The organism is Streptomyces sp. NPDC107538 (assembly GCF_055657445.1).
Map to the genome: position 1 here is coordinate 274,292 of NZ_JBVKAY010000002.1, position 23,662 is coordinate 297,953.

Sequence of the window (23,662 nt, forward strand, 5' to 3'; positions counted from 1 at the left end):
GCAGCGGAAAGGGGCCCGGCACCCGTGGTGCCGAGCCCCTCTCGGGAAGGCGTGTGCCTAGTAGACCGGCTTGTGCGGCTCGATCTGGTTGACCCAGCCGATCACACCGCCACCGACGTGGACCGCGTCGGCGAAACCGGCCGACTTCAGGACGGCGAGGACCTCCGCGCTGCGGACACCCGTCTTGCAGTGCAGGACGATCTTCTTGTCCTGCGGGAGGGCCTCCAGGGCCGTGCCCATGAGGAACTCGTTCTTCGGGATCAGCTTGGCGCCCGGGATGGAGACGATCTCGTACTCGTTGATCTCGCGGACGTCGATGATCTCGATGTTCTCGCCGTCGTCGATCCACTCCTTGAGCTGCTTGGGAGTGATCGTCGAACCGGCCGCCGCCTCTTGGGCCTCCTCGGAGACGACGCCGCAGAAGGCCTCGTAGTCGATGAGCTCGGTGACGGTGGGGTTCTCGCCGCAGACCGCGCAGTTGGGGTCCTTGCGGACCTTGACCTGGCGGTACTGCATCTCCAGAGCGTCGTAGATCATCAGACGGCCGACGAGGGGCTCGCCGATGCCCGCGAGGAGCTTGATGGCCTCGTTGACCTGGATCGAGCCGATGGAGGCGCACAGCACACCGAGGACGCCGCCCTCGGCGCAGGAGGGGACCATGCCCGGCGGCGGGGGCTCCGGGTAGAGGCAGCGGTAGCAGGGGCCGTGCTCGGACCAGAAGACGGAGGCCTGGCCGTCGAAGCGGTAGATCGAGCCCCAGACGTACGGCTTGTTCAGCAGCACGGCCGCGTCGTTGACCAGGTAGCGGGTCGCGAAGTTGTCCGTGCCGTCGACGATCAGGTCGTACTGGCTGAAGATGTCCATCACGTTCTCGGCCTCGAGCCGCTCTTCGTGGAGGATCACGTTCACGTACGGGTTGATGCCGAGGACGGAGTCGCGCGCGGACTCGGCCTTGGAGCGGCCGATGTCGGCCTGGCTGTGGATGATCTGGCGCTGCAGGTTCGACTCGTCGACCTCGTCGAACTCCACGATGCCGAGCGTGCCGACGCCCGCCGCGGCCAGGTACATCAGCGCCGGCGAGCCCAGGCCGCCGGCGCCCACACACAGCACCTTGGCGTTCTTCAGCCGCTTCTGCCCGTCCATGCCCACGTCGGGGATGATCAGGTGGCGGGAGTACCTGCGGACCTCGTCTACGGTGAGCTCGCCGGCGGGCTCGACCAGGGGTGGCAGCGACACGGGGACTCCGTTGGTCGGTCAATCACTACAGTTGTTCTCCCCGTAACACTGCCACGCCCTTTTTCATTCCGAGACACCCGTTCCAACCAGCGAGACGATGTCGTCCCAGTAGCCGGGCATGGTCTGCCAGGGGTCGATCCGGCCGCCGCGGTCCGTGCGGTCGGTGAAGTAGATCGTGGCGGCGCCCTGCCAGCGGGCGATGCGCAGCGCCTCGTCGAGATGGCCGCGTGGAACACCGTGGACGAAGTGGCAGAAGCGCTCGGGTGGATGGTCGGCGGTCCACTCGGCCACCTGCGACCAGCGGTAGTCGCTCCAGGGCCCGGAGAAGGTCACCAGTTGGTCGGCGATCTCCGCATATCCGGGGTGCGGGTGGGTGCCGTGGCCGAGGACGAGGTGGCCGCCGCCGAGGAGCGCGCGCAGTGCGGTGACCTTGCGGCCGGTCTCGGCGAGGGCGCCGCGCTCGGTGGGGCAGCGGTCCAGGACGAAGCCGTCGACCCGGTACCAGTCGAGATAGCGGTGGGCGTCGGAGGTGATCTCGGTGAGGGCGCGCGCCCCGTAGGTCGTGTCCAGGTGGCCGAGAACCAGGACACCGGCGTTCCGCAAGCGTCCGGCGGCTTCCAGGCAGTGCGGGTCGGGGCGGCTGCCCGGGCCGTCGGAGACGTTCAGGACGACCCAGTGGAGAGGAGTACCGGGGCGGGTGAGTTCGCCCCATTCCAGAGGCGCGACGAGGGGGTGGGCATAGCCGGGGATGCCGAAGCCGAGGCTCAGGCCGGTGCCGGCGATGCCGGACGGGGCGGGGGTCAGATACGGCATGCCGCCTCCATCCAGATGTCGGCGAGCGACTCCTCCAGGTTGATGCGGGGCCGCCAGCCGAGGCGGTCGCGGGCGGTGCGCACATCGGCCTGCTGCCAGCTGCCGCAGCCGTCCGGGTAGGGGTAGGAGACGGGGGCCGCGTGGTCCGGTTCGGGACGGGGGTGGCCGATGGTGGGCCTGAGGGGGCCGGGTGGGGCGTCGAGTTCGTGGAGGGCGCCGCCGTAGCCGGCGACGCGGGCGAGGACGGCCGCGGCGTCGCGGAGGCGCACGGCTCGGCCGGAGCCGATGTTGATCACGCCTTGGGCGGCGGAGAGCGAGGCGGCGTGGACGGCGCGGGCGACGTCGCGTACGTCGACGAAGTCGCGCTGGACGCCGAGGCCGCCGAGTTTGAGTTCGCCGTCGCCGGACTGCATGGCCCGGCGCATGGCTTCGGCGAGGCGGCCGAGCGGGGAGCCGGCGGGTGTGCCGGGTCCGGCGGGCGAGAAGACACGGAGGACCACGGCGTCCAGGCCGGAGCCGAGGACGAGTTCGGTGGCGGCGAGTTTGCTCACGCCGTACGGGCCGCCGGGGCGGGGTACGGCGTCCTCGGCGGTGGAGGAACCGGGCTGGCTGGGCCCGTACTCGGCTCCGCAGCCGAGTTGCACCAGGCGCGCGCCGCAGCCGCTGCGGCGCAGGGCCTCGCAGACGGTGGCGACGGCAACGGTGTTGTGCCGGGTGAGTTCGCGGGCGCCGCCTCGGGTGGCTCCGGCGCAGTTGACGACGACGCCGGGGTGGACGGCGTCCAGGAAGCGGGTGAGCGCGCCGGGGCTGCCGGTGGCGAGGTCGAACCGTACGTCGGCGTCGTCGCCGCGGCCGAGCGCGGTGAGCTGGACGGCCGGGTCGGCGAGCAGGCGTTCGGCGACGAAGCGGCCGAGGTATCCGTTGGCTCCGATCAGCAGGACCCTCATCGGGCGGCTCCCGGGGCGGGTTCTCCGGTTCGGGAGGTGATCATCTGGAGTTCTCCTTAGGGGGTGGTGCCGTGGGTGATGAGGTGGGCCCGCGGTGTCGGCTCCGCGGGAGGGGGAGCCCGGGACGGAGGTCCCGCGCATCGGTCGGGCCCCGGGTCGCGCACGCGGTGTTCGGCCGTGCGCGGCCCGGGGTGGGTCAGGTCGCCCCGGGGGGCAGGGCGTGGGCCGAGGCCCGGGTCAGCGTGCGGGTGGCGTGGACGAGCAGGGCGAGCGCGGCGGCGCCGCAGACGAGGGCGGGGACGGCCGCGGGCCCCCAGGCGTCGGCGACGGCCTCGACGGGGACGGCCAGGAGGGAGCAGCCGGGCAGGCGGCTCGCCAGGGCCGTGCCCAGTGCGAGTGCCTCGGCCACGGCGGCCGTGCGGAGGGCGACGGCCGGGGCCTGGGCGAATCCATGGGCGGCGAGGAGACGGGCGAGCAGAAGGAGTGCGCCCAGGGCGCCCGCGCCGGCGTACCCGGCGGGCTCGTCCAGGACGGCGCCGCACAGTGCGAGCAGGGCACCCAGAGCGCACAGGTGGAGGGCGAACACGCCGAGGATCAGGGGCTTCACGGAGTCGGCGAACTCGGCGAGGCCTCGGCTTGCGGCGAGTTTGCGGCGGGCACGTACGGAGAGGAGGTGGGCGCACCAGACGGCGGGAGCGCAGGACAGGGCGAGGGCGAGGACGGGTGCGACGGCCAGGGGCCAGCGGCCGTGGGGGCCGCCGTCGAGAACGGAGGCGAGCAGACCGTCGCCGAGGAGGGCGTACGCGACCAGCCAGCAGGTCCAGGCCCGGGTGCGGCCCGTCGTGTCCGACGGGAGGCGCAGGGGGCCCCGGTCGAAGGCCACGCGGAGGCAGAGCGCCACCGCGAGGGCGCCGAGGGCGGCGGCCATGAGACGGGGTTGCCCCTCCGTCAGACGTACGCCGACGACGGCCGCCGCGCACACGGCACCCGGCAGGAGGGCGAACACAGCCCAGCCACGGCGTGCGCCGGGCCCACTCGGCAGCGACTCGCGCTCCGTGGATTCCTCCCCGTCACGCGACACGCGCGCGTACATCTCCTCGGCGAGCGAGAACACGTCACGGTGCCGGAAGCGAGCGGCCGTACGGTCGGTCACCCCGTGCGCCTCCAGCCCGGCGGCGATCTCCAAGGGGTCCACCGCCCGTTCGCACAGCTCCCGGTGCCGGTGCATCAGAGCCTTCACGGGGTCGACGGCACCGCGGCGGGGGGAGGCCTTGGGCTCGGCCTGGGCGGGGCTGTCGTCGAGGGTCCGGGGAATGACATCGGGTGGGGCGACCGCGTCCATGCGGTCCGGGACGGCGGAACGATCAGGGACGGCCGAACGATCCAGGCCGGCCGAGCGATCCGGGACAGCTGAGCGATCCGTCCCGTCGAACCCGTCGAACCCATCCAGTTCGTCCAGCCCGTCCAACCGCAGCTCGCTCATCGCGCCCCCTCCCCCGCGGGCACCGGCTCCCCGGCCGTCGCGCCCGCGGCTCTCTCCGCGGCTCTCTCCGTGGCCCGCACCGGATCGGGCACCGAGACCGACGCCGGAGCGGACGCAGGCGAAGCCGTGTTCTCGGGTGCCGCGCCCGGAGTTGGGCCGGATACAGGCCCCCGTGCCGGGCCAGGCGTGGAACCAGGTACCGACGTAGCCTCCGGCGCCGGCATAGCGCTCGGCGTCGGCGTCGGCGAAACCGGTGCCGACGCCGTCCCCCGGAGCGGCACCGTCGCCCGCACAGGCGCCCCGACGGCCCAGCGCGGCCTACCGGCGGCCCCCGCGAGCCCAGCCGCCCCGGCGACGCCGGCAACCCCCGCCACCCCGGCGACCCCTGCCACACCAGCAACCCCCGCGATTCCAGCGACCCCGAGGCCGCCCGTCACCAGGCGGGGATCGGTCCAGCGGCCGGGGACATGGGCTTCGGCGGGGGCGCCGAAGGGCACTGGTTCGCCGGTGTCGTCGAGGACGACCTTGCGCACCGGGGCGTGGGAGACGACGTCGAGGTAGATGCCACGAAATGCCTCGACGTTCTGTTCCACCGTGAAGAGTTCGAGGGCTCGTGCGCGGGCGGCCGCGCCCAGGCGTGCGCGGCGCTCGGGTTCGCGCAGGAGCGCCACGCACGCTTCGGCGAGCGCCCGCGGATTGCGCGGCGGTACGACGAGCCCGGTGCCGCCGATGACCTCCACGACCGCGCCCACATCGGTGGAGACCGTCGGCCGGGCGCAGAACATGGCCTCGACCAGGCTGATCGGGAAGCCCTCGACGACGCTGGACAGCACGACCACCGCGCCCGCCGCGTATGCCTCGGCCAGGTCGGGGACGGCCGGGTCGCCGATCTCCTCGAAGGAGACGGGGTTGTCGCCGACCGCGTGGACGCCGTCCGCCTCGTCGGGGAAGAGCTGCGCGGCCAGGGCCTGGCAGTGGCCCAGGTAGGCGACGGCTTCGGATCCCGCCGCCGCCCCGACGATCCTGAGCCGCGCCTTGGGTTCCGCGCGGCGGATCTCGGCGAAGGCGTGCAGCAGCGAGATCAGGTCCTTGGCGGGCTCGATGCGCCCGACCCACACCAGCGTGTGCGGATCCGCGCACTCCGCCGACTCGCCGATCTCCGCGAATCGGGCGGCGTCCATGCCGGGGTAGACGGTCCGGATCCGGGCGCGGTCGGCGCCACAGCGCTCCTGCCAGCGCCGGGCGTGGGTGTTGCCGGGGGTGAGGCAGGCGGCCTGCCGGTAGACCTCGGCGGTCAGGCGCCGGTGGAAGGCCGCGAGCAGGGCGCGCACCGGCGGCTCCCCCGAGGCCCCGAGATAGTGCGCCCGCAGCGGCACACCGTACTCGGTGACCAGCAGCGGAACCCCGTGGAAGTGCCGGGCCAGCAACCCGGGCAGCGCGGCCGAGCCGCCCGCCACCGCGTGGCACAGATCGACCGAGCCGAGCCCGTCGTCCTCGTACCAGTCGAGGGAGAGGGGGCGCAGAGCGCGTTCGAGGTGCGAGGCGACCGTCAGCAGATCCGGGACGCGGGCCTCGCGCGCCCCCCGCACCGCGCCCGGCGCACGACAGGCGCGCTCCAGGGTGCGCACGGCGATCTCGGAGCGCAGTGCCCCGACCAGCCCGCCCTCGTCACGCCCCAGTTCGGCGAGCCCGTACAACGCGTTGCCGAAACGGTCCGCCTCAACGTCGACCCCGTTTCGGGAAGCCTCCCCGTTCGGGGAAGCCCCCCCGGTCCGGCCGACCTCCCCGGCCCCACCCGTCCCGTAGGCCCCACCAAGCGCCCCGGCAGCACCAGCCCCACCAACGGCGCCACGATCAGCGCCACCATCGACCCCACCCACGCCCGCGCGCCCCGAACACACCGCCGCCACCAGTTCGCCGTACGCCTCGGCGAAGCGCCTCCGTGCCCGGCGGCCGAGGACGACCCCGTCGTGATCGGCCGTCCACAGCGGAGCCGTGCGGACCCGGTTGACCTGCGGCGGCAGCGGGATCCAGCCCTCGTCCTCCTGCCGCTCGCTCCGGCTGAGCGCATAGATGTCGAACTCGTGTCGCTCCAGCCCGCGTACGAGTCGGTCGCACCAGAGCCTGGCGTCACCGCTCACATACGGATAGCCACCCTCTGTAAGCAGTCCGATGCGCACGCGTGCACCCCCGATCTCCCGTTTGAGGAGCCGCCGTTCACCCGGCGGCTCGCAGCGGGACGAACGTATGCGGACAAGGCGGTGGCGCGACGGACGGTTGTCCATCGCGCCACCAAAAGGGGTGAACGGTCGTAACTTTCGCTAGCGGGACGCGTTTTGTCGCGCTAAGGGATCACATGATCACGGCCCGTCAACTACCGGGGTAGGGCCAAGGATTGGCCTTGCACGTGATCCCGTCGAACGTCAGGAACTTGCTCTGCTGCTGCATGACGGGTGCGAGGTCGCCGTCCTTGTCGCAGGTCTCATGGCCGTAGCGGAGGCGGTGGCCGATCTCGTGATTGATCAGCATCTGCCGGTACGCGTGCATCTGGTCGCCGTACGTCTTCGCACCCTGGGCCCAGCGGTACGCGTTGATCATCACGCGCTCGGTGGAGGCCGAGTTGCAGGACACGTTGTCCACGGTCGTGTCGAGCCCCGACTTGGCGCACCAGATCGCGGTGGTGCCCGGGCTGGCCAGGGTGATCACGAAGTCGGGTGTCCCCGACGAGATCCGCTCGAACGTCCGACCGCCGTTGTGGGCCCAACTCCGTTCGTCGTTCAGGGTCTTCTGCACGGCCTCGGCGAACAGTCGGGCGTCCAGCCCGAGCCCCTGCTCGACATCGACCCGGTAGCGGTACTTCTGTCCCGTCCCCGGCGCCTTGTCGAAGCCCATGACCGCCTCGAACTTCCCGCCGCCCTTCAGATCGGCGGCGAGCGCGTACTTCGCGGCCATCTTCTGGTCGTACGACAGCGGGGTCGCGCTCACGCTCGGACTCGGCGAGCTGGACGGCGTGGGCCGGTTGTCGCTGCGCGAGGTGTCGCGTACATCGCGTTCACCGGCGTCGGCGGCCTGCGGCCGCAGGGCCGTGCCGTCGTCCCCGCCGGCCATCTGGACGCCCACGACGACCACCAGCACGGTCGTGACCGCGGCGGCCGCGATCCCGGCGAACGCGCGCCCCTTGCCGCCCTTCGCCGTCCCCATGGCCTCGGACTCGTCGTCCGGAGGCTCCTCGGACGGCGTCTGCCGCCGGGGAGGGGTGTCCCTCAGCGGCTTCTCCTCCAGAGCCGTCTCGACCCGATCACCCGCGTCGGCACCTGGCGCGGCACGATGCGTCCGACCTGGTGCGTGGACGTCGTCGACCTCGTCGAAGGCGTCCAGGTAAGCCTGGCGGGGGCCACCGGGGGGCATGGTCTCCTGCCGCTGCCGGGGAATGGGGATGCGGCGACCGGAACGCTCCGGAGGCTCGCCGTACGGGGCGCCGGGGGGTGACGCCTCGCCCGGCACACCATACGGGGCCCCCTCGGGAGCCCCTTGCGCCACGCCGTCTCCGGCACCCGTCCGGCGCCCACCACCACCCAAGTGCCCCCAGCCACCGCCCGCTTCACGCTGCTCCGGATGCCCCCCGCGACTCGGCGGATATCCACGAGCCGGGGAGCCGTCCGGGAGCCGGGGGAAACCGTGCGCCGGCGTGCCGTCAGGGAGCCGGGGAAAGCCGTGCGCCGGCGTGCCATCGGTGAATCGCGGCATCCCGTGCGCCGGAGTGCCGTCGGGCAGGCGGGTGAAGCCGTGCGCGGGGGTGCCGTCGGGAAGACGCGGGCCCTGCTGCCCGGGCGCGCTCCCGGTGAATCGCGGCATCCCCTGGCCGGGAGTGCCGTCGTACCTGCGGGGCGGCGGAGTGCCATCGGACGGCCGCGCACCCGTCCCTCCCGGCGACCAGGCCCCCGGCGGACCCGCCGGAGCAGCGGCACCACCCCTGGCGCCCGGCACCGCCGGCCCGCGTCCCCCCTGGACGCTCTGGACGCCCTGGACGCCCTGGACGCCCGGGGCACCCTGGGCCTCCCGCGCTCGCGGCGCCGCAGGTCCGCGCGCGTCCGGCCCGGCGGGCATCGCCGTCCGGGCTGTCCTTATGTCGTTGGTGTCGCCTTTCGGCGCCCGCCCCTTGCGGCTGTGCCGTCCCACGCCGCGCCTCAGCTCCCCACGCCGGGAGAGCCCGATGGAGGCCCTTCGGCAGTCGATCCGGCACCGTCGGCACCGGCCGCACCCTCGCCGCCCACCGAACCACCCTCACTCGAATCGCCGACCGAGCCCGAACCCGAGCCCATGCCCGAAGCCGAGCCCGAATGCGAAGCCACGACACCAACACGCGCACCGGCACCGGCACCGGCACCGGCACCGGCACCAACGCTGTTCGACCTCACCGCGGCCGAATCCGAAGCCGAATCCGAATACGTGCCCGGATGCCATCCACCCGCCCCCGAACCTATCGGCGCCCCGTCCACCTCACCACCCGACTGCCGCGTATCCCTGAGCAGTTCGCGGAACGCGGCGGCGACCGCCTCCGGATACTCCATCATCGCCACGTGCCCCGCGTCCGGCAGGGAGACGAGACGGGAGTCACGGAAGGAGCGGGCCGCGCGCTGGGCCATGCGATAGCCGACGAGCTGGTCGCGGCGGCCGTAGACGAGGAGGGTCGGGGCGAGGACGCGCTCGGCCTGGCGCCACAGCGAGTGCTGGCCGCCCAGCGTGTACGCGTCCACGAGCCCCCGCGTGGAACGCGTCATCGCGTCCCACATGTACGGCAGTCGGAGGCGTCGCTCCATCTCCTCGACGGCGTTGCGGAAGGCCTCCTCCGAGACACGGCCGGGGTCGCCGTAACAGAGCGCCATGACGCCCCGGACCCGCTGCTCCGCGGTCCAGCCCTTGGTGAAGCGGGCGAAGAGCCTCGGCACGCCCGGCAGGGCGAACATCGCGGTCGGTACGGCCGTCCGCTGCACCAGGAACTCCGGCAGGGCGGGCGAGACGAGGGTCAGGGAGCGGACGAGATCGGGGCGGAGGGCGGCGACACGGGTCGTGATCGCGCCGCCGAGGGAGTTGCCGAAGAGGTGCACGGGGCCGCGTCCGGCCGCGTCGAGGTGGCGGATGACCGCGCGCGCGTGGCCGGTGACGGAGTAGTTGCCGTCGTCCGGTGGCGGGGAGTCGCCGAAGCCGGGCAGATCGAGCGCCTCGCCGTCCACGAGTTCGTCGAGCAGCGGCATCAGCGCCGACCAGTTCTGCGAGGAGCCGCCCAGGCCGTGCACGTACAGGGCGGGCGGCAGTCCCTCGCGCGCCGGCGGTCTCGACCGTACCGACAGCGTGATCCCCGGCAGTCGGACCGACCGCAGCCGCTCACCGGGCGCCACACGCACGGCACTCGCCTTCGGCGACGCGGTGGCGGTCAGCAGGGACGGCAGATCGGTCGAAGACATGCGGGCAATGTTACGAGACGATCACGCAGTGGCTCATGTGTTCGCCGTCACAGACCAGGGCGCAAATCGGCCATCTGTCACGGGGTACCGGGGGTGGACAGCCGTCGCCGCCGGCCGCGGCGGACCACGCGGACCGCATAGCGCCCCGATCGCCCGTCTCCTAGGCTCATAAGCAGGGAATCCATGCTCGCGAACAGGGCATCCGGGCCCACAAAAAGGGAACCCGTACGCGGCCCCACCGCCGCCGGGGACGAACGGCGGCATCCGGGCGGCACCGAGGAAGGGGAACCCACGATGGCCGTTGACCCGTCCGATCCCGACACCTTCGCCGAGGAGGACTCCGTGGAGTTCGACGACGTCGAGGCCCCCGAGGCCGATGCCGCCGAGCAGCACACCGACATCGCCCGGACCAGGGACGACCCGCTGACCGAGGCCGACCCGGACGCCGCCAACGAGGCGGACCTGGCGGAACAGGCCCGTGTGGTCTCCCTGGACGAGGACGACTACCGGTAACCGGATCCTCACCTGGGACGACGACCGGTGATGAGAAAGGGCTTCCTTCTGCCCGCCATGCCCCTGTTTGACGTGGTCCGCGGCACTTTCCCCGACGTCCGGTCCGTGAAATTCTGCGCTCGCACCGCGCACACCCGGGTTACCGAAAAGTACGATGGCGGCGCGGCGCTCACCGCATGTGGACGATTTTGGGAGGCGGCGTGACAGCCATCGAGCAGACAGAGGCGGCGCGCCCGCGGGGCACGCGCCTGCCGCGCCGAGCCCGACGGAACCAGTTGCTGGGCGCCGCCCAGGAAGTCTTCGTGGCCCAGGGCTACCACTCGGCCGCGATGGACGACATCGCCGAACGCGCCGGAGTCAGCAAGCCGGTGCTCTACCAGCACTTTCCCGGCAAGCTCGACCTCTATCTGGCCCTGCTGGACCAGCACTGCGAGTCCCTCATCCAGGCCGTACGCAGCGCGCTCGCGTCGACGACCGACAACAAGCAGCGCGTGCGGGCCACGATGGACGCCTACTTCGCGTACGTCGAGGACGAGGGCGGCGCGTTCCGGCTGGTCTTCGAGTCGGACCTGACGAACGAGCCCGCCGTGCGCGAGCGCGTCGACAAGGTCACCAACGAGTGCGCCGAGGCCATCTGCGACGTGATCGCGGAGGACACCGGCCTCTCGCGCGCGGAGTCGATGCTGCTCGCCTCCGGCCTGGGCGGTCTCTCCCAGGTGGTGGCGCGGTCCTGGCTGCACAGCGACCGCAGCGTCCCGCGCGAACAGGCGGTCCAACTGCTGGCCTCGCTGGCCTGGCGCGGTATCGCCGGCTTCCCCCTGCACGGCATCGACCAGCACTGACGGACAGCGCCGGACGGCGGCGGCGATCGGCGGTCGGACGTTTTGTTCCCGCCCGCTGTTCGCTCCTGGCGTTCTCATGCGGAGCGTGTACGTCCCCTCACCGGGCTAATGTGTGCTGCGTACGGCGCGGAAGCCCGCGCATTTCACTGACCGTCGGAGGGACATAGCCGTGGAGGTCAAGATCGGCGTGCAGCACGCGCCCCGCGAGATCGTTCTGGAGAGCGGTCAGAGTGCCGAGGAGGTCGAGCGTGCCGTTGCCGAGGCGCTGACCGGCAAGTCGGCGCTGCTGAGCCTCACGGACGAGCACGGCCGCAAGGTGCTGATCCCGGCCGACCGTCTCGCCTACGTCGACATCGGCGAGTCGGCGGTCCGCAAGGTGGGCTTCAGCGCGCTGTAGTCAGCTGTAGTCAAGAGGCACAAGAGGCGTACGGAGAGGGCCCGGTGGTGTGAAACCACCGGGCCCCTTTCCGTATGTCCGCCCCTGTCCGTCCCTGTCCGCTTCTTGTCACCCCCCAGGGCGCACTCAGGGGCCGGAACGCACAGAGCCACCACATCTCATGCACAGACGATGATTGCGTTCCCTGACTGACGGGTAGTACCGGCTACGACCGATTTGCCCAGGCCAGGCCGTGCGGGAGGGAACCCGATCATGTTCTTGGAAGCACTCGGATCCGCACTCGTCGGCTTCGCCCTGGCCTGCGCCGTGGCCTACCGTCTGCCGCACCGTCTGCCGTCGCGCACCCTGGTCCTCCCGACCGGCACCGCGGGCGGCCTCTTCGGCGCCTTCCTGACCCACACGGCACTGGGCTCCGGGAACTACCTGCTGATCCTCATCGGCGCACTGATCGTCGCCGCGGCCTCCCTGTCCCTGCTCCTGCGCCCGACGGAGCGCTTTCGACGCAGCAGCTCGGCGACGGCGTGAGGAAGGCCCCCTGACGGCGGCGAAGCCGCCCGTCCAGGGGCGCGGGGACCTGCGCGACCGGGCACGACGAGCGCCGCACCCGCAGGACGGCACCGCACCCCACGACGATTAGGCGCCCCCGCTCAGGCCGCGAGGCCCAGCGCAGCCATCCGCTTGGTGTGGGCCTCGGTGATCCGCGAGAACATCCGCCCCACCTCGGCCAGATCGAAGCCGTCGGCGACACCGCCCACGAGCATCGTGGACAGGGCGTCCCGGTCGGCCACCACCCGCTGCGACTGCGACAGCGCCTCGCCCATCAACCGCCGTGCCCACAGCGCCAGTCGGCCCCCCACCCGCGGGTCCTCGTCGATCGCGGCGCGCACCTTCTCCACGGCGAACCCGGCGTGCCCCGTGTCGTCGAGCACGGCGAGCACGAGCCCGCGCGTGTCCGAGTCGAGGTGCGCCGCGACCTCGCGGTAGAAGTCGCTGGCGATCGAGTCTCCGACGTACGCCTTGACGAGCCCCTCCAGCCAGTCCGACGGCGCGGTCTGCCGGTGGAAGCCGTCGAGCGCGTCGACAAAGGGCTCCATGGCCCGCGTCGGCTCCTCGCCGATCTCGGTGAGCCGGCCGGCGAGCCTCTCGAAGTGGTGGAACTCGGCCGCCGCCATCTTCGCCAGCTCCGCCTTGTCGACGAGGGTCGGCGCCAGCTTCGCGTCCTCCGCGAGCCGTTCGAACGCCGCCAGCTCCCCGTACGCCAGCGCCCCCAGCAGATCCACCACCGCCGCGCGGTACTGCGGGTCGGCGGAGGCCCGGGCCCAGTCCTGGGCGGCGATCCCGGTGACCTCGGCGGTGTCGGCGGCGGACTCGCCGCCGGTGGCGTTCTCAGGCTTGTCAGACGTGGTCATGAAGCGCACAATAGCCCGCTTCGCCTACCGTGGAAGGGCCCGGTCGCACAGTGCGCCCCCAGCGCACGATTCGGCGCGTGATTCGATGTGACGACGACTACGTGACCAAATCGGCCATCGCATATGCGCGATTCCGGGGTATGGTGGTAATGCGCCTGCTGATACGTCGATGTAGTTCGGACGTAGTTCGTTCGCTCGACCGTATCTCGACAGGCCGCACGCATGAGGATGCCCGGTCGGTGGCCCGATCGGCTCCGACCCGACAGCCCTCCTTTTCCGTACGGCACTCCGCGTACGGCGTCCGGAGGGAACCCCTCAGCGGTATGAGCGCTAGAGCGTCGGCAGTGGTCCCGTGCCACACGGTCCGCCCGTGAGGCGGCCGACGTCCCCGGCACGGTCCGACACGACCCCCGCGCTCGCCTCGCACCGCGTACACAGAAGAGGCAGCACCCTGACTACGACTTTCCGAGATCTCGGAATCTTTCCCGAGACGGCCGAGGCCCTTGAGGCCGTCGGCATCATCAACCCCTTCCCCATCCAGGAGATGACGCTCCCGGTCGCCCTCTCCGGCACCGACGTCATCGGCCAGGCCAAGACCGGCACCGGCAAGACGCTCGGCTTCGGCCTCCCGCTCCTCGAGCGCGTCGTCGTCCCCGCCGACGTCGAGGCCGGCCGCGCCAAGCCCGAGGACCTCGTCGACTCGCCTCAGGCGCTCGTCGTCGTCCCCACCCGCGAGCTGTGCACCCAGGTCACCAACGACCTGTTGACGGCCGGCAAGGTGCGCAACGTCCGCGTCACCGCGATCTACGGCGGCCGTGCCTACGAGCCCCAGGTCGAGGCCCTCAAGAAGGGCGTGGACGTCGTCATCGGCACCCCCGGGCGGCTCCTCGACCTCGCGGGCCAGAAGAAGCTGAACCTGAAGCACGTCAAGTGCCTGGTCCTCGACGAGGCCGACGAGATGCTCGACCTGGGCTTCCTGCCCGACGTCGAGAAGATCATCAACATGCTTCCGGCCCGCCGCCAGACGATGCTGTTCTCGGCGACCATGCCGGGCGCGGTCATCGGTCTGGCCCGCCGTTACATGTCCCAGCCGACGCACATCCGTGCCACGGCCCCGGACGACGAGGGCGCGACGGTCCGCAACACCTCGCAGCACATCTACCGCGCGCACAACATGGACAAGCCCGAGCTGGTCGCGCGCATACTGCAGGCCGACGGCCGGGGACTGGCCATGGTCTTCTGCCGTACGAAGCGCACGGCCGCCGATCTCGCCGACCAGCTCAAGCAGCGGGGCTTCGCCTCCGGCGCGGTCCACGGCGACCTCGGCCAGGGCGCCCGCGAGCAGGCGCTGCGCGCCTTCCGCAACGGCAAGGTGGACGTCCTCGTCTGCACCGACGTCGCCGCCCGCGGCATCGACGTCGAGGGTGTCACCCACGTCATCAACTACCAGTCCCCCGAGGACGAGAAGACGTACCTGCACCGCATCGGCCGTACGGGCCGCGCGGGCGCCAAGGGCATCGCGATCACTCTCGTCGACTGGGACGACATCCCGCGCTGGCAGCTCATCAACAAGGCGCTGGACCTCGGGTTCAACGACCCGCCGGAGACGTACTCCACCTCCCCGCACCTCTTCGAGGAGCTGAGCATCCCGGCGGGCACGAAGGGTGTCCTGCCGCGCTCCGAGCGCACCCGTGCCGGGCTCGACGCGGAGGAGCTGGAAGACCTCGGCGAGCCGGGCGGGCGCGGCGGTCCGCGCGGGCGTGGCGGCCGTGGCAGTGGTGCCTCCGGCCCGTCGTCCGCCGAGCGCGAGCGTGAGCGTGAGCGCCCGGCGCGTACGCCGCGTCGGCGCCGCCGTACGCGCGGTGGGGCCACGCTCGACGAGGCGTCCCCCGGGGCCGCCGCGGTCACCGAGCCGTCGGGCGCCGACGCCGCCGACTCCGAGTCCGAGTCCCGTACGCCTCGCCGTCGCCGTCGGACGCGGGCCGGGGTGAACCCCGGCGCCGAGGCCGCGGTCTCGACGGTGGAGAGCACGCCGGTCGAGCGGGCCGAGGCCGTGGTCGAGACCGTCGCGGGTACGGCCGCGAGTGCGCCGGCGGGTGCGCCTGCCGAGTCGGTCGAGGAGGCGGCCAAGCCGCGTCGTCGTCGGACCCGTAAGTCGGTGGAGGCCGTCGAGGCTGCCGCCGTCGCCGAGGTCGCACCGAGCGCGGAAGCCGCGGTCGACACGGTCGAGGGCACGGTCGGCGCCGAGGCGGTGGCCGAGGCTCCGGCGAAGCCGCGTCGGCGTACGCGTAAGGTCGCCGCGACCGTCGAGGCCGCGCCGCCCGTCGAGACCGTGGTCGAGGAGGCCGTCGCCGAGGAGGCTCCGGTCAAGCCTCGGCGCCGGACCCGCAAGGCGGCGCAGGCTGTTGTCGAGGCTCCGGACAGTGCTGAGGTCGCGCCCGTCGATGCCGCCGAGGTGAGCACGCCTCGCCGTCGGACGCGGAAGGCCGCGGCTCCGGTCGAGGGTGTGGTCGAGGCTGTCGCCGAGGAGGCTGTGGTCGCGCCTCGTCGGCGGACGCGGAAGGCCGCGGTGGCGTCTGCCGCCGAGGGCGCGGTCGATACGGCTGAGGGTGCCGCCGAGGCCGACGCCGAGGTTCCGGCCACGCCGCGTCGGCGTACGCGTAAGGTCGCCGCGCCTGTCGAGGCCGTGGTCGAGGAGGCTGTTGCCGTTGCCGAGGAGGCTCCGGTCAAGCCTCGGCGTCGGACCCGCAAGGCTGCGGAGGCCGTTGTCGAGGCTGTGGACAGTGCCGCCGAGGCCGTCGTCGACACCGTCGAGGCCGTGAAGCCTCGTCGGCGGACGCGGAAGGTCGCGGATGCGGCTGAGGCCGCGGTTCCGGCTCAGCCGACGGAGGAGCAGGCTACGAAGCCGCGGCGGACTCGGAAGGCTGCGGCTGCGGCTGGTGCGGAGGATGGTGGGGCTGAGGCTCCGGCGCCTCGGCGGCGGGTGCGGAAGGCTGTGGCTGCCGTGGAGGGCACGGAGGGCTGAGGCGATTCTGCCGAGTGAAGGTCCGGCTTCCCTTTGGGGGGCCGGGCCTTCGGCGTTCCCCAGGGGTTTCTCGCCCCCGCCGCCCCTACCCGTCCCATCCCCAGGGGCTGCGCCCCTTCGACCCCCTTTCGCGCTCCGCGCGGGCGTTCGGGGTGGGTGGGTATGCGCGGGTTCGGTGGGGGTTCTCGCGCAGTTCCCCGCGCCCCTGAAAGGCAAAGCAGGGGCTGCGCCCCGCTTTGCCTTTCGCCCTTGAGGGGCGCGGGGAACTGCGCGACCAGCCCCCACCCACCCGCACCCGACAACGCACCCCCTCCGAAACAGGGTCGCGCGCTCGGCGGAGCCCACCGGCGGTTACCCTCCACCCATGAGCCGTCCGCCCACCTTCACCCCGCCGCCCGGTGCCCGGGCCCATCGTCTGCGTACCGCGCGGAGCGAGTTCGCCGTGATCGAGGCGGGGGTGGCGGTGAAGGGGAGTGTGCTGCTGGTGCCGGGGTTCACCGGGAGCAAGGAGGACTTCATCGCCTTGCACGAGCCGTTGGCCGAGGCGGGGTACCGGTCGGTGGCGGTGGACGGGCGGGGGCAGTACGAGAGCCCGGGGGCCGAGGACGACGAAGCGCCGTACGCGCAGGCCGAGTTGGCGAGGGATCTGCTCGCCCAGGCGGAGGCCGTGAGCGACGGCGGTCCGCTGCACCTCGTCGGCCACTCCCTCGGCGGCCAGATCTCCCGCGCCGCCCTGCTGCTGGACGCCTCCCCCTTCGCCTCGCTCACCCTGATGGCCTCGGGGCCCGCCCAGATCTCGGTCGGCCAGCAGGAGCGCGTGAAGCTGCTGCGGGACGCCCTGGCCGTGATGGACATGGAGCAGGTGTGGGACGCCATCCAGGCGATGGACGCGCCGGAGCCCGAGGAGGCCGAGACGGGCGCCCTCGACGCGGGCCTGGACGACCGTGACGACCTGCGCCGCCGCTGGCTCGCCACCAGCCCGGCCCAGCTCATCGCCACGGGCCGCCAGCTCTGCGCGGAACCCGACCGCGTCACCGAACTCGCCGCCGTGGACCTGCCCAAGCACGTCCTGTCCGGCGAACGCGACGACACCTGGCCGATCCCGCTCCTCGACGCCATGGCCGTACGGCTGCGGGCCCACCGCACCGTCGTCCGCGACGCCGAGCACTCCCCCAACACCGATCAGCCGAAGGCGACGGCGGACGCCCTCATCGGCTTCTGGGACCGGATCGACCGCTGAGCACCCGCGGCACGACCACCACCGGTGCCGCGCCGCGCCTAGTACTGGGCCCGCAGATGCTCCCAGAACCCGTCCCGCAGTGCCCGTCTCAGGTCCGCCTGGCCCCGTAGCGAGTACTGGAGCAGCCCCTCCGCCTCGACGAGCAGGTCCTGGTCGACGGAGCCGGGGAGGTACGGGTGGCCGTGGAGCAGTTCCTGCAAGGTCTCCCGGCCCCGGGAGGCCAGCCACTTCGCGGCGATCTGGGCGCCGACGAAGCGGACGTCCTCGCGGGTGGGGCGGGCGCCGGTGGGGGCGTCGTAGGTGGCGGCGGCCCGCCGTGACACGTACGGCTTGAAGAAGTCGAGGTCGAAGGTCCGCTGGCTGTCGACCTCCCAGAGCAGGGGCTCGGCCTGGTTGCGGCCCTCGGGGGCCTCGATGCCCCACAGGTGGACCCGCGCCCCGTACCCCTGCGCGGCTTCGACCGCCGAGACCAGGTCCTCGTCGCCGCCGATCAGGGCCGCGTCGCTGATCGCGCGGTGCCGGGCCAGCGACTCCAGGTCGGTGCGGATGAGGGAGTCGACGCCCTTCTGCTGGTTGTTGGCGTTGAGATTGCCGAGCCGCACCTTCACGTCCGGCAACTCGGCGATCGACTGCTGCTCCGCCGTGTGGATGCGGCGCCGCGCCCCGTCGTACCAGTAGACCCGCAGCAGCCGGCTGTCCGCGAAGATCGTGCGCGCCTTGTCGATCAGGGCGTCGATCAGCCCCTCCGGGTCCAGGTCGAAGGACCGCCGGTCCTCCGTCCCCGCCGCGAGCCGGCCCACGGCCGCGTACAGATACCCCGCATCGACGAAGATCGCGTGTGTCGAGGGTGTCTTCGCCACCTCGGCGAGCATGCGGTGCAGCAGCTCGTTCGTACGGTCGATGCGGGCGCCGAGCGCCGTGAGGTCGTCGTTCATCACGTCCATTGTCCCGGCGGTCACGCTGCGAACACAACCGGTCCCAATCAGTCTTCCTGCCTGCCGGTAGACATACCCCCCACACCACTTACCGGCTAGTAATTAGCTTCTCGAAAATTTTCCTTAGCGTAAGGAATGTTTGTCACAGGCATGCCGTTGAACCCTCATGGAACACGGGCACCGATGACCCGCGAACCACCATCAGTAGTTCTCCTCAGGAGGATGACCAGACGAAGGGAGAAGCCCTTGCGCTTCGAAATCCTGCGACTCGACGATGTCAGCGGCGCGCCCGTGGACAGCACCGTCGTGGACGCCGCCTCCGTCAACCGGATCGTGCAGCAGGCCGCCGCCATCGGGCAGCGCCTCTGGATCCGCCCGGCCGACGTGACCGCCTCATAGGACGCGGATCCGTTCACACTTCGGAGCCCCGTACGGCATCGCTGCCGTACGGGGCTTCGCTATGCGGCCTGTACGACCTGGGTGACGCCGTTGATGATCTGCTGCACGGCGATCGCGGAGAGCATCATGCCCGCGAGCCGGGTCACCAGGACCACACCGCCGTCCTTGATGACCCGGATGATCAGCAGCGAGTACCGCATCGTCAGCCACAGCACGACGTGGATCGCCAGGATCGCGGCCCACACGGACACCTGACCGGCCACGCCGTCCGCCTTCTGCACCGCCAGGATCACCGACACGATCGCACCGGGGCCGGCCAGCAGCGGCATCCCGAGCGGGACGAGCGCGACGTTCACGTCCTTCGTCTGCTTCGGCTCGTCCGTCTTGCCGGTCAGCAGATCGAGCGCGATCAGCAGGAGCAGCAGCCCGCCCGCGATCATCAGCGCCGGGACGGACACATGCAGGTAGTCCAGGATCTGGTGGCCCAGCAGCCCGAAGACGGCGATCACACCACCGGCCACACAGACGGCCTGGAACGCCATCCGCTTCTGCGTACGCGCGGGCCGCCCGGCGGTGAGACCGAGGAAGATCGGGGTGATCCCGGGGGGATCCATGATCACGAAGAGGGTGAGGAAGAGGGAGCCGAAGACGGCGAGATCGAACACGGGGTGCCTTGCGGAAGAGGGAGAGGACAGACGGGGCCCTTCGACGGCGGGTGGGCACAGCCGACAGCCGCCGAGGGCCGAACAAAGCCAGGGGATCAGCTAGTGGAGCCCGCCGGTCCCCGGGACGGGAAACGCTCCGGTGGCCCGGCGCGTGATCTCCCCGTACACCTCGGGGTCGGTCGTGTACTCGCCGAGGACGCAGGTCTTGCGGCTGCCGTGGTAGTCGGAGGAGCCCGTGGTGAGCAGCCCCAGTTCCTTCGCCAGGCCGCGCAGCCGGGCCCGGGTCGCCGGGTCGTGCTCCATGTGGTCGACCTCGATGCCGTCGAGTCCGGCGGCGGCCAGCTCGGCGATCGCGGACTCCGGTACGGTCCGGCCGCGCTTGGCGGCGGCGGGGTGGGCGAAGACGGCGACACCGCCGGCGCCCTTGATCAGCCGGATCGCCTCGAAGGGGTCGGTCTCGTGCTTCTCGACGTAGGCACGGCCGCCGTCGGCGAGCCACTGCTCGGTGAAGGCGTCGCCGACGGTCGGTACGACGCCGAGTTCGACGAGGGCGGTGGCCACGTGCGGGCGGCCGACGGAACCGCCGGCGGCGATGCGCGCGACCTGGTCCCAGGTGACCGGCACGCCCAGTTCGTTCAGCTTGGCGATCATCCCCCGGGCCCGCGGCACCCGGTCGTCCCGGACCAGCTCGCGCTCGGCAAGCAGCTCGGGCTCTTCGGGGTCGAACAGGTAGGCGAGCATATGCATGCTGACGCCGTCGAGGCGGCACGACAGCTCGGCGCCGGTGACCAGCGTGAGCCCCTCCGGCAGCGCGGCGATCGCCTCGGCGTGCCCGCGCGTCGTGTCGTGGTCGGTCAGCGCGACGACGTCCAGGCCGGCCGCGCTCGCCTTCCGCACCAGCTCGGCGGGAGTGTCCGTACCGTCGGAGGCGGTGGAGTGGCAGTGCAGATCGATGCGCACGACGCGGACTCCAGGCTCGGACGAAACGGAAGCGAAAACGGAAGCAGGCGCTCAAGGATAGCGCCCTTTCGGACTACTCCTGTCACACCTGAAACCCCTGGGTGCCCCCTACAGCGAGCGTACGAAGAGTGCGCCCCGCAGCTCGGGAGGTTCGGTCGCGTCGGCGGCAACCGGCCCGGCTTCCTACGGCTCCAGGATCCGCGGTGAGAGCGCCCCGCACGGCAGCAGCTCCACCTCCGCCCCCGCGTCCCGGAGGTCCGTCAGCACGAGTTCGTCGTACATCAGCAGCCCCGTCTGCTCGGGCCAGACGATCGCCCACAGCCAGAGTCCGAGCGCCTCCCCGGCGAAGACCGCGCGGTCGTCCGGTGTGCCGGTGACATGCCAGAGCGGCGTCGGCCGGCCGGCGGCGAGCACCTTCGCCTGGGGCGGTTTCTCGACGCTCAGATACGGCCCGGGGTCGGGGCCGTCGATGCCCGCGTACCGCGAGCCGAGGCCGACACCGAGTTCCTCCGCGATGAGGACGAGCTCTCCGACGCCGCCGAGCGGGCCGGGTCCGGAGCAGGCGACGGCGGTGGCCCGTCCGCCGCTGCGGTCGTCCCCGGCGAACGCGGCGCCCGTGAACAGCCAGCCCACGGGCAGCGGCCACGGCATCCAGACCGGCACCTTGGCACGGTGCACCACCACGCTGAGGGCCTCGACGCTGGGCGGGATCACGGGCTGCAGCGGGTGCACCGTCCCGTGCGCGGCGCACTGCCAGGAGTCGGCAAAGAGGCCGGGAGCCCTGACCCGGCCACCACACTTCGGGCAACTGGGTTCGCCCCTCATAGGGCCCAACGGTCCTCCCCGTGGTTCCTCGCGTCAAGGACGATCACCCGTCCGGCGTGTGCGCGTCACATTCCGCGCACGAACCGGGCACGAACGCCGGCCTACGGACGGCGGGCGGCCCGTCGGGCCGACCAACGGAATCAACTACCCACGCGGCCAAGGGAAGCGGTGGTTTTCGGCCACCTCGCGAGCCGCCTCCGGTCACGTACGGGGTGCCGTCCGTCACATGAGGCACTCGGCGTCGGGGCGGTCCGGTCAGTCCAGGGAGACCGACCTGCGGGCGGGGTCGCGGAGGTCCGTCCCCTGGGTGAGCCAGCGCTCCTGGAGGGCCTGGGCGCCGTGCACGCGCTTCCAGGCGGCCTCGTTGGCGGTCATCGGCAGGAGCGGCAGGAACCGTACGGGGTCGGCGGGGGCGTCCAGTTCGAGGTCCTCGACGAGGCCGCCGGACTCGGCGACGAGGACGGAGCTGAAGGGGGCGCCGGGCCAGAGCGGATCGCCCACGTCGAGGGAGGCGCCGGGAGCCACGATCAAGCCCTCGACCTGCGGTGACGCGGCGAGTACGGCGAGCGGGCGGAGCACCTTGTCGGTGTCGGCGAGGCCGCGGCGCACCGACAGGACGAGTTCGGCGCGGGGGCCCTTGACGGGGTCGGCGAGGACGGCGGTGGGGTCGGCCATCGGCTGGGCGGACATGCCGAGCGTGGCGTAGCGGACGACCTCGCCGTCGGTGAAGCGGAGCACCTCGATACGGTCCGTGCCGAGGAAGGTGACCGCGGCGCGCGCGTCCGGTTCGCCCAGCGCGGTGCGCAAACGGGCCTCCACCAACGGAAGAACATCAGCCATGAACCGAGCATAGAACTCGTCAGGAACCGGCAAACGGGCGCCTTGACACTTCAGTCCACTGTTAGTCTGGGGCGCCGGTCGGGACAGCCCTTCGCGTCCCGGACCGTGAAGACTGACTCCCCTACGGGGAACCCCGGATGGGGTATGGAACGTCCCTTACGGGGGACCGGCCGGAGGAGGTGGGGCTGCGATGGACCGAAGTCGGCCTGGCAGTACCACCCGCTCTTCCGCGCGCTGAGTTCCGTAGCTCTTGTCGTAGCCGTATTTCTCGCTCCGCTGGCTGCCACCCTCACTCGCGTCGTGCCGCTCGTCGGTCGTCGCGCATCGGAAGAGCACTTCTTTCCCGTCTTGATCCGATCGATCCGAATCAAGCGCATCTGAATCAAGCGAAGCTGTCACCGCGACGGTGCGGTGCTCCCCGCTTTGTGGACGTGCCAAACATCCGCAGTCAAAACGTCCCCATTCCGGGTAGTTCCAACCGTCGTCGGCGGCCTTTCGTTGCGAAGGAGCCTGCTCATGTCGATGATCCACAACCTGCGTGCCGCCGTTCGCCCGTCCCGTCCCTCGCGCCTGTCGCTGCGCAAGGACGGCGGCGTGTACGACGCCACGCGTCCGGCGGAGGCGGTCACCGCCGTCGTGGACTGCGCCGTCTACCGCGACGGGGCGCGGGTCGCGTTCGACCGCAATCTGACGCCGCACGAGGCGATCCGTCAGGTGCGCCGGGACGGCGGTTTCGTCTGGATCGGCCTGCACGAGCCGTCGGAGGCCGAATTCGCCGGTATCGCGGCCGAGTTCGGGCTGCACCCGCTGGCCGTGGAGGACGCGGTGCACGCGCACCAGCGGCCGAAGCTGGAGCGCTACGACGACACCCTGTTCACCGTCTTCAAGACCATCCACTACGTCGAGCACGACGAACTCACCGCCACCAGCGAGGTCGTGGAGTCCGGCGAGGTCATGTGCTTCACCGGACGGGACTTCTTCATCACCGTCCGGCACGGCGGGCAGGGCTCGCTCAGGGCGCTGCGTCACCGGCTGCAGGACGACCCGGAGTTGCTCGCCAAGGGGCCCTCGGCCGTGCTGCACGCCATCGCCGACCATGTCGTCGACGGGTACGTGGCGGTCGCGGACGCCGTGCAGGACGACATCGACGAGGTGGAGACGGAGGTGTTCTCCCCCGGGCGCAAGGGCACGCCCCGGGGCACCGACGCCGGCCGGATCTACCAACTCAAGCGCGAGGTCATGGAGTTCAAGCGCGCGGTGCTGCCGCTGGTGCGGCCCATGCAGTTGCTGAGCGAGCGGCCGATGCGGCTGGTCGACCCGGACATCCAGAAGTACTTCCGTGATGTGGCCGACCACCTCGCCCGCGTCCAGGAGCAGGTCGTCGGCTTCGACGAACTCCTCAACTCGATCCTCCAGGCGAACCTGGCGCAGGCGTCCGTCGCGCAGAACGAGGACATGCGCAAGATCACGTCCTGGGCGGCCATCATCGCCGTACCGACGATGGTCTGTGGCGTCTACGGCATGAACTTCGACTACATGCCGGAGACGCACTGGAAGTTCGGCTACCCGGTGGTCCTCGGCGTCACGGTCGCGCTCTGCCTCGGCATCCACCGGACGCTGAAGCGGAACGGGTGGCTGTAAGGCGGCGGGGGGTGTTGTGGGGGCGCG

General features: G+C 71.7%; 21 protein-coding genes. 8 read left to right on the plus strand and 13 right to left on the minus strand.

Features of this window, described 5'->3' with window-relative positions; genetic code table 11:
* Positions 1 to 57: 57 nt before the first annotated feature.
* From moeZ to ACZ7MG_RS07125, 7 genes are all read right to left on the minus strand, one after another.
* Positions 58 to 1,236, minus strand: a complete 1,179-nt coding sequence (moeZ, locus tag ACZ7MG_RS07095) for an adenylyltransferase/sulfurtransferase MoeZ (RefSeq protein WP_471387672.1) — start codon at positions 1,234 to 1,236, stop codon at positions 58 to 60.
* A 63-nt stretch (positions 1,237 to 1,299) separates the two neighbouring features.
* Positions 1,300 to 2,049 carry a spherulation-specific family 4 protein gene (locus ACZ7MG_RS07100; RefSeq protein WP_471387675.1) on the minus strand — a complete coding sequence of 250 codons (750 nt, stop codon included), beginning with the start codon at positions 2,047 to 2,049 and terminating at the stop codon, positions 1,300 to 1,302.
* Entirely contained in the window at positions 2,037 to 2,996 is a 960-nt protein-coding gene (locus tag ACZ7MG_RS07105; protein ID WP_451268714.1) for an NAD-dependent epimerase/dehydratase family protein, read from the minus strand. Before ACZ7MG_RS07105 ends, ACZ7MG_RS07100 begins: the two co-directional genes overlap by 13 nt.
* A gap of 196 nt (positions 2,997 to 3,192) precedes the next feature.
* On the minus strand, positions 3,193 to 4,479 hold the full coding sequence (locus ACZ7MG_RS07110) for a hypothetical protein (protein WP_471387678.1): 1,287 nt from the start codon (positions 4,477 to 4,479) through the stop codon (positions 3,193 to 3,195).
* On the minus strand, positions 4,476 to 6,659 hold the full coding sequence (locus ACZ7MG_RS07115; protein ID WP_471387681.1) for a DUF3492 domain-containing protein: 2,184 nt from the start codon (positions 6,657 to 6,659) through the stop codon (positions 4,476 to 4,478). Before ACZ7MG_RS07115 ends, ACZ7MG_RS07110 begins: the two co-directional genes overlap by 4 nt.
* A 190-nt stretch (positions 6,660 to 6,849) precedes the next feature.
* Positions 6,850 to 7,887: a DUF3152 domain-containing protein gene (locus ACZ7MG_RS07120; RefSeq protein ID WP_471387684.1), complete on the minus strand. Its 1,038-nt coding sequence runs from the start codon at positions 7,885 to 7,887 to the stop codon at positions 6,850 to 6,852.
* 779 nt (positions 7,888 to 8,666) lie between these two features.
* A complete protein-coding gene (locus ACZ7MG_RS07125) occupies positions 8,667 to 9,944 on the minus strand; it encodes an alpha/beta fold hydrolase (RefSeq protein WP_471387685.1) in 1,278 nt (425 codons plus the stop codon).
* 294 nt (positions 9,945 to 10,238) lie between these two features.
* On the opposite strand from ACZ7MG_RS07125, the gene ACZ7MG_RS07130 reads away from it, so the two are divergent.
* The 4 genes from ACZ7MG_RS07130 (at position 10,239) to ACZ7MG_RS07145 (ending at position 12,221) form a co-directional block, all read left to right on the plus strand.
* Complete coding sequence (locus ACZ7MG_RS07130) at positions 10,239 to 10,457, plus strand: hypothetical protein (RefSeq protein WP_471388276.1); 219 nt, start codon at positions 10,239 to 10,241, stop codon at positions 10,455 to 10,457.
* Between the two features lie 200 nt (positions 10,458 to 10,657).
* The gene (locus ACZ7MG_RS07135) at positions 10,658 to 11,299 is read left to right on the plus strand and encodes a TetR/AcrR family transcriptional regulator (RefSeq protein WP_316725964.1); all 642 of its coding nucleotides are present in this window, start codon (positions 10,658 to 10,660) and stop codon (positions 11,297 to 11,299) included.
* Between the two features lie 169 nt (positions 11,300 to 11,468).
* Entirely contained in the window at positions 11,469 to 11,696 is a 228-nt protein-coding gene (locus tag ACZ7MG_RS07140) for a DUF3107 domain-containing protein (protein ID WP_005480533.1), read from the plus strand.
* Between the two features lie 252 nt (positions 11,697 to 11,948).
* Positions 11,949 to 12,221: a hypothetical protein gene (locus tag ACZ7MG_RS07145; RefSeq protein ID WP_471387689.1), complete on the plus strand. Its 273-nt coding sequence runs from the start codon at positions 11,949 to 11,951 to the stop codon at positions 12,219 to 12,221.
* A 122-nt stretch (positions 12,222 to 12,343) separates the two neighbouring features.
* Here ACZ7MG_RS07145 and ACZ7MG_RS07150 read toward each other — a convergent pair whose 3' ends face one another.
* Positions 12,344 to 13,114: a ferritin-like fold-containing protein gene (locus tag ACZ7MG_RS07150; protein ID WP_086752268.1), complete on the minus strand. Its 771-nt coding sequence runs from the start codon at positions 13,112 to 13,114 to the stop codon at positions 12,344 to 12,346.
* Between the two features lie 535 nt (positions 13,115 to 13,649).
* On the opposite strand from ACZ7MG_RS07150, the gene ACZ7MG_RS07155 reads away from it, so the two are divergent.
* Together ACZ7MG_RS07155 and ACZ7MG_RS07160 are read left to right on the plus strand one after the other, a co-directional pair.
* A complete protein-coding gene (locus tag ACZ7MG_RS07155) occupies positions 13,650 to 16,130 on the plus strand; it encodes a DEAD/DEAH box helicase (protein ID WP_471387692.1) in 2,481 nt (826 codons plus the stop codon).
* 364 nt (positions 16,131 to 16,494) lie between these two features.
* Entirely contained in the window at positions 16,495 to 17,370 is an 876-nt protein-coding gene (locus ACZ7MG_RS07160; protein ID WP_471387694.1) for an alpha/beta fold hydrolase, read from the plus strand.
* Between the two features lie 38 nt (positions 17,371 to 17,408).
* Here ACZ7MG_RS07160 and ACZ7MG_RS07165 read toward each other — a convergent pair whose 3' ends face one another.
* Positions 17,409 to 18,314: an NYN domain-containing protein gene (locus ACZ7MG_RS07165; protein WP_471388279.1), complete on the minus strand. Its 906-nt coding sequence runs from the start codon at positions 18,312 to 18,314 to the stop codon at positions 17,409 to 17,411.
* Between the two features lie 237 nt (positions 18,315 to 18,551).
* On the opposite strand from ACZ7MG_RS07165, the gene ACZ7MG_RS07170 reads away from it, so the two are divergent.
* Entirely contained in the window at positions 18,552 to 18,704 is a 153-nt protein-coding gene (locus tag ACZ7MG_RS07170) for a hypothetical protein (protein ID WP_471387697.1), read from the plus strand.
* Positions 18,705 to 18,763: 59 nt separating this feature from the next.
* On the opposite strand, the gene ACZ7MG_RS07175 is transcribed toward ACZ7MG_RS07170, so the two are convergent.
* From ACZ7MG_RS07175 to ACZ7MG_RS07190, 4 genes are all read right to left on the minus strand, one after another.
* Positions 18,764 to 19,369 carry a MarC family protein gene (locus ACZ7MG_RS07175; RefSeq protein ID WP_471387700.1) on the minus strand — a complete coding sequence of 202 codons (606 nt, stop codon included), beginning with the start codon at positions 19,367 to 19,369 and terminating at the stop codon, positions 18,764 to 18,766.
* A 99-nt stretch (positions 19,370 to 19,468) separates the two neighbouring features.
* Positions 19,469 to 20,329, minus strand: coding sequence for a PHP domain-containing protein (locus ACZ7MG_RS07180; protein ID WP_471387703.1), 861 nt, complete (start codon positions 20,327 to 20,329; stop codon positions 19,469 to 19,471).
* 183 nt (positions 20,330 to 20,512) lie between these two features.
* Entirely contained in the window at positions 20,513 to 21,154 is a 642-nt protein-coding gene (locus ACZ7MG_RS07185; protein WP_152171539.1) for a DUF6758 family protein, read from the minus strand.
* A gap of 255 nt (positions 21,155 to 21,409) precedes the next feature.
* A complete protein-coding gene (locus ACZ7MG_RS07190; RefSeq protein WP_471387706.1) occupies positions 21,410 to 21,994 on the minus strand; it encodes a suppressor of fused domain protein in 585 nt (194 codons plus the stop codon).
* 516 nt (positions 21,995 to 22,510) lie between these two features.
* Between ACZ7MG_RS07190 and ACZ7MG_RS07195 the strand changes: the two genes are divergently transcribed.
* The gene (locus ACZ7MG_RS07195) at positions 22,511 to 23,635 is read left to right on the plus strand and encodes a magnesium and cobalt transport protein CorA (protein WP_471387708.1); all 1,125 of its coding nucleotides are present in this window, start codon (positions 22,511 to 22,513) and stop codon (positions 23,633 to 23,635) included.
* Positions 23,636 to 23,662 lie beyond the last annotated feature (27 nt).

Bases quoted from the DNA above. Each gene is read 5' to 3' on its own strand.
- ACZ7MG_RS07145 (WP_471387689.1), top strand. From the start codon at position 11,949: ATGTTCTTGGAAGCACTCGGATCCGCACTCGTCGGCTTCGCCCTGGCC.
- ACZ7MG_RS07120 (WP_471387684.1), bottom strand. From the start codon at position 7,887: ATGCCCCCCGGTGGCCCCCGCCAGGCTTACCTGGACGCCTTCGACGAG.
- ACZ7MG_RS07165 (WP_471388279.1), bottom strand. From the start codon at position 18,314: ATGGACGTGATGAACGACGACCTCACGGCGCTCGGCGCCCGCATCGAC.
- ACZ7MG_RS07195 (WP_471387708.1), top strand. From the start codon at position 22,511: ATGTCGATGATCCACAACCTGCGTGCCGCCGTTCGCCCGTCCCGTCCC.
- ACZ7MG_RS07185 (WP_152171539.1), bottom strand. From the start codon at position 21,154: ATGAGGGGCGAACCCAGTTGCCCGAAGTGTGGTGGCCGGGTCAGGGCT.
- ACZ7MG_RS07110 (WP_471387678.1), bottom strand. From the start codon at position 4,479: ATGAGCGAGCTGCGGTTGGACGGGCTGGACGAACTGGATGGGTTCGAC.
- ACZ7MG_RS07105 (WP_451268714.1), bottom strand. From the start codon at position 2,996: ATGAGGGTCCTGCTGATCGGAGCCAACGGATACCTCGGCCGCTTCGTC.
- ACZ7MG_RS07160 (WP_471387694.1), top strand. From the start codon at position 16,495: ATGAGCCGTCCGCCCACCTTCACCCCGCCGCCCGGTGCCCGGGCCCAT.
- ACZ7MG_RS07190 (WP_471387706.1), bottom strand. From the start codon at position 21,994: ATGGCTGATGTTCTTCCGTTGGTGGAGGCCCGTTTGCGCACCGCGCTG.
- ACZ7MG_RS07155 (WP_471387692.1), top strand. From the start codon at position 13,650: ATGACGCTCCCGGTCGCCCTCTCCGGCACCGACGTCATCGGCCAGGCC.
- ACZ7MG_RS07125 (WP_471387685.1), bottom strand. From the start codon at position 9,944: ATGTCTTCGACCGATCTGCCGTCCCTGCTGACCGCCACCGCGTCGCCG.
- ACZ7MG_RS07130 (WP_471388276.1), top strand. From the start codon at position 10,239: ATGGCCGTTGACCCGTCCGATCCCGACACCTTCGCCGAGGAGGACTCC.
- ACZ7MG_RS07100 (WP_471387675.1), bottom strand. From the start codon at position 2,049: ATGCCGTATCTGACCCCCGCCCCGTCCGGCATCGCCGGCACCGGCCTG.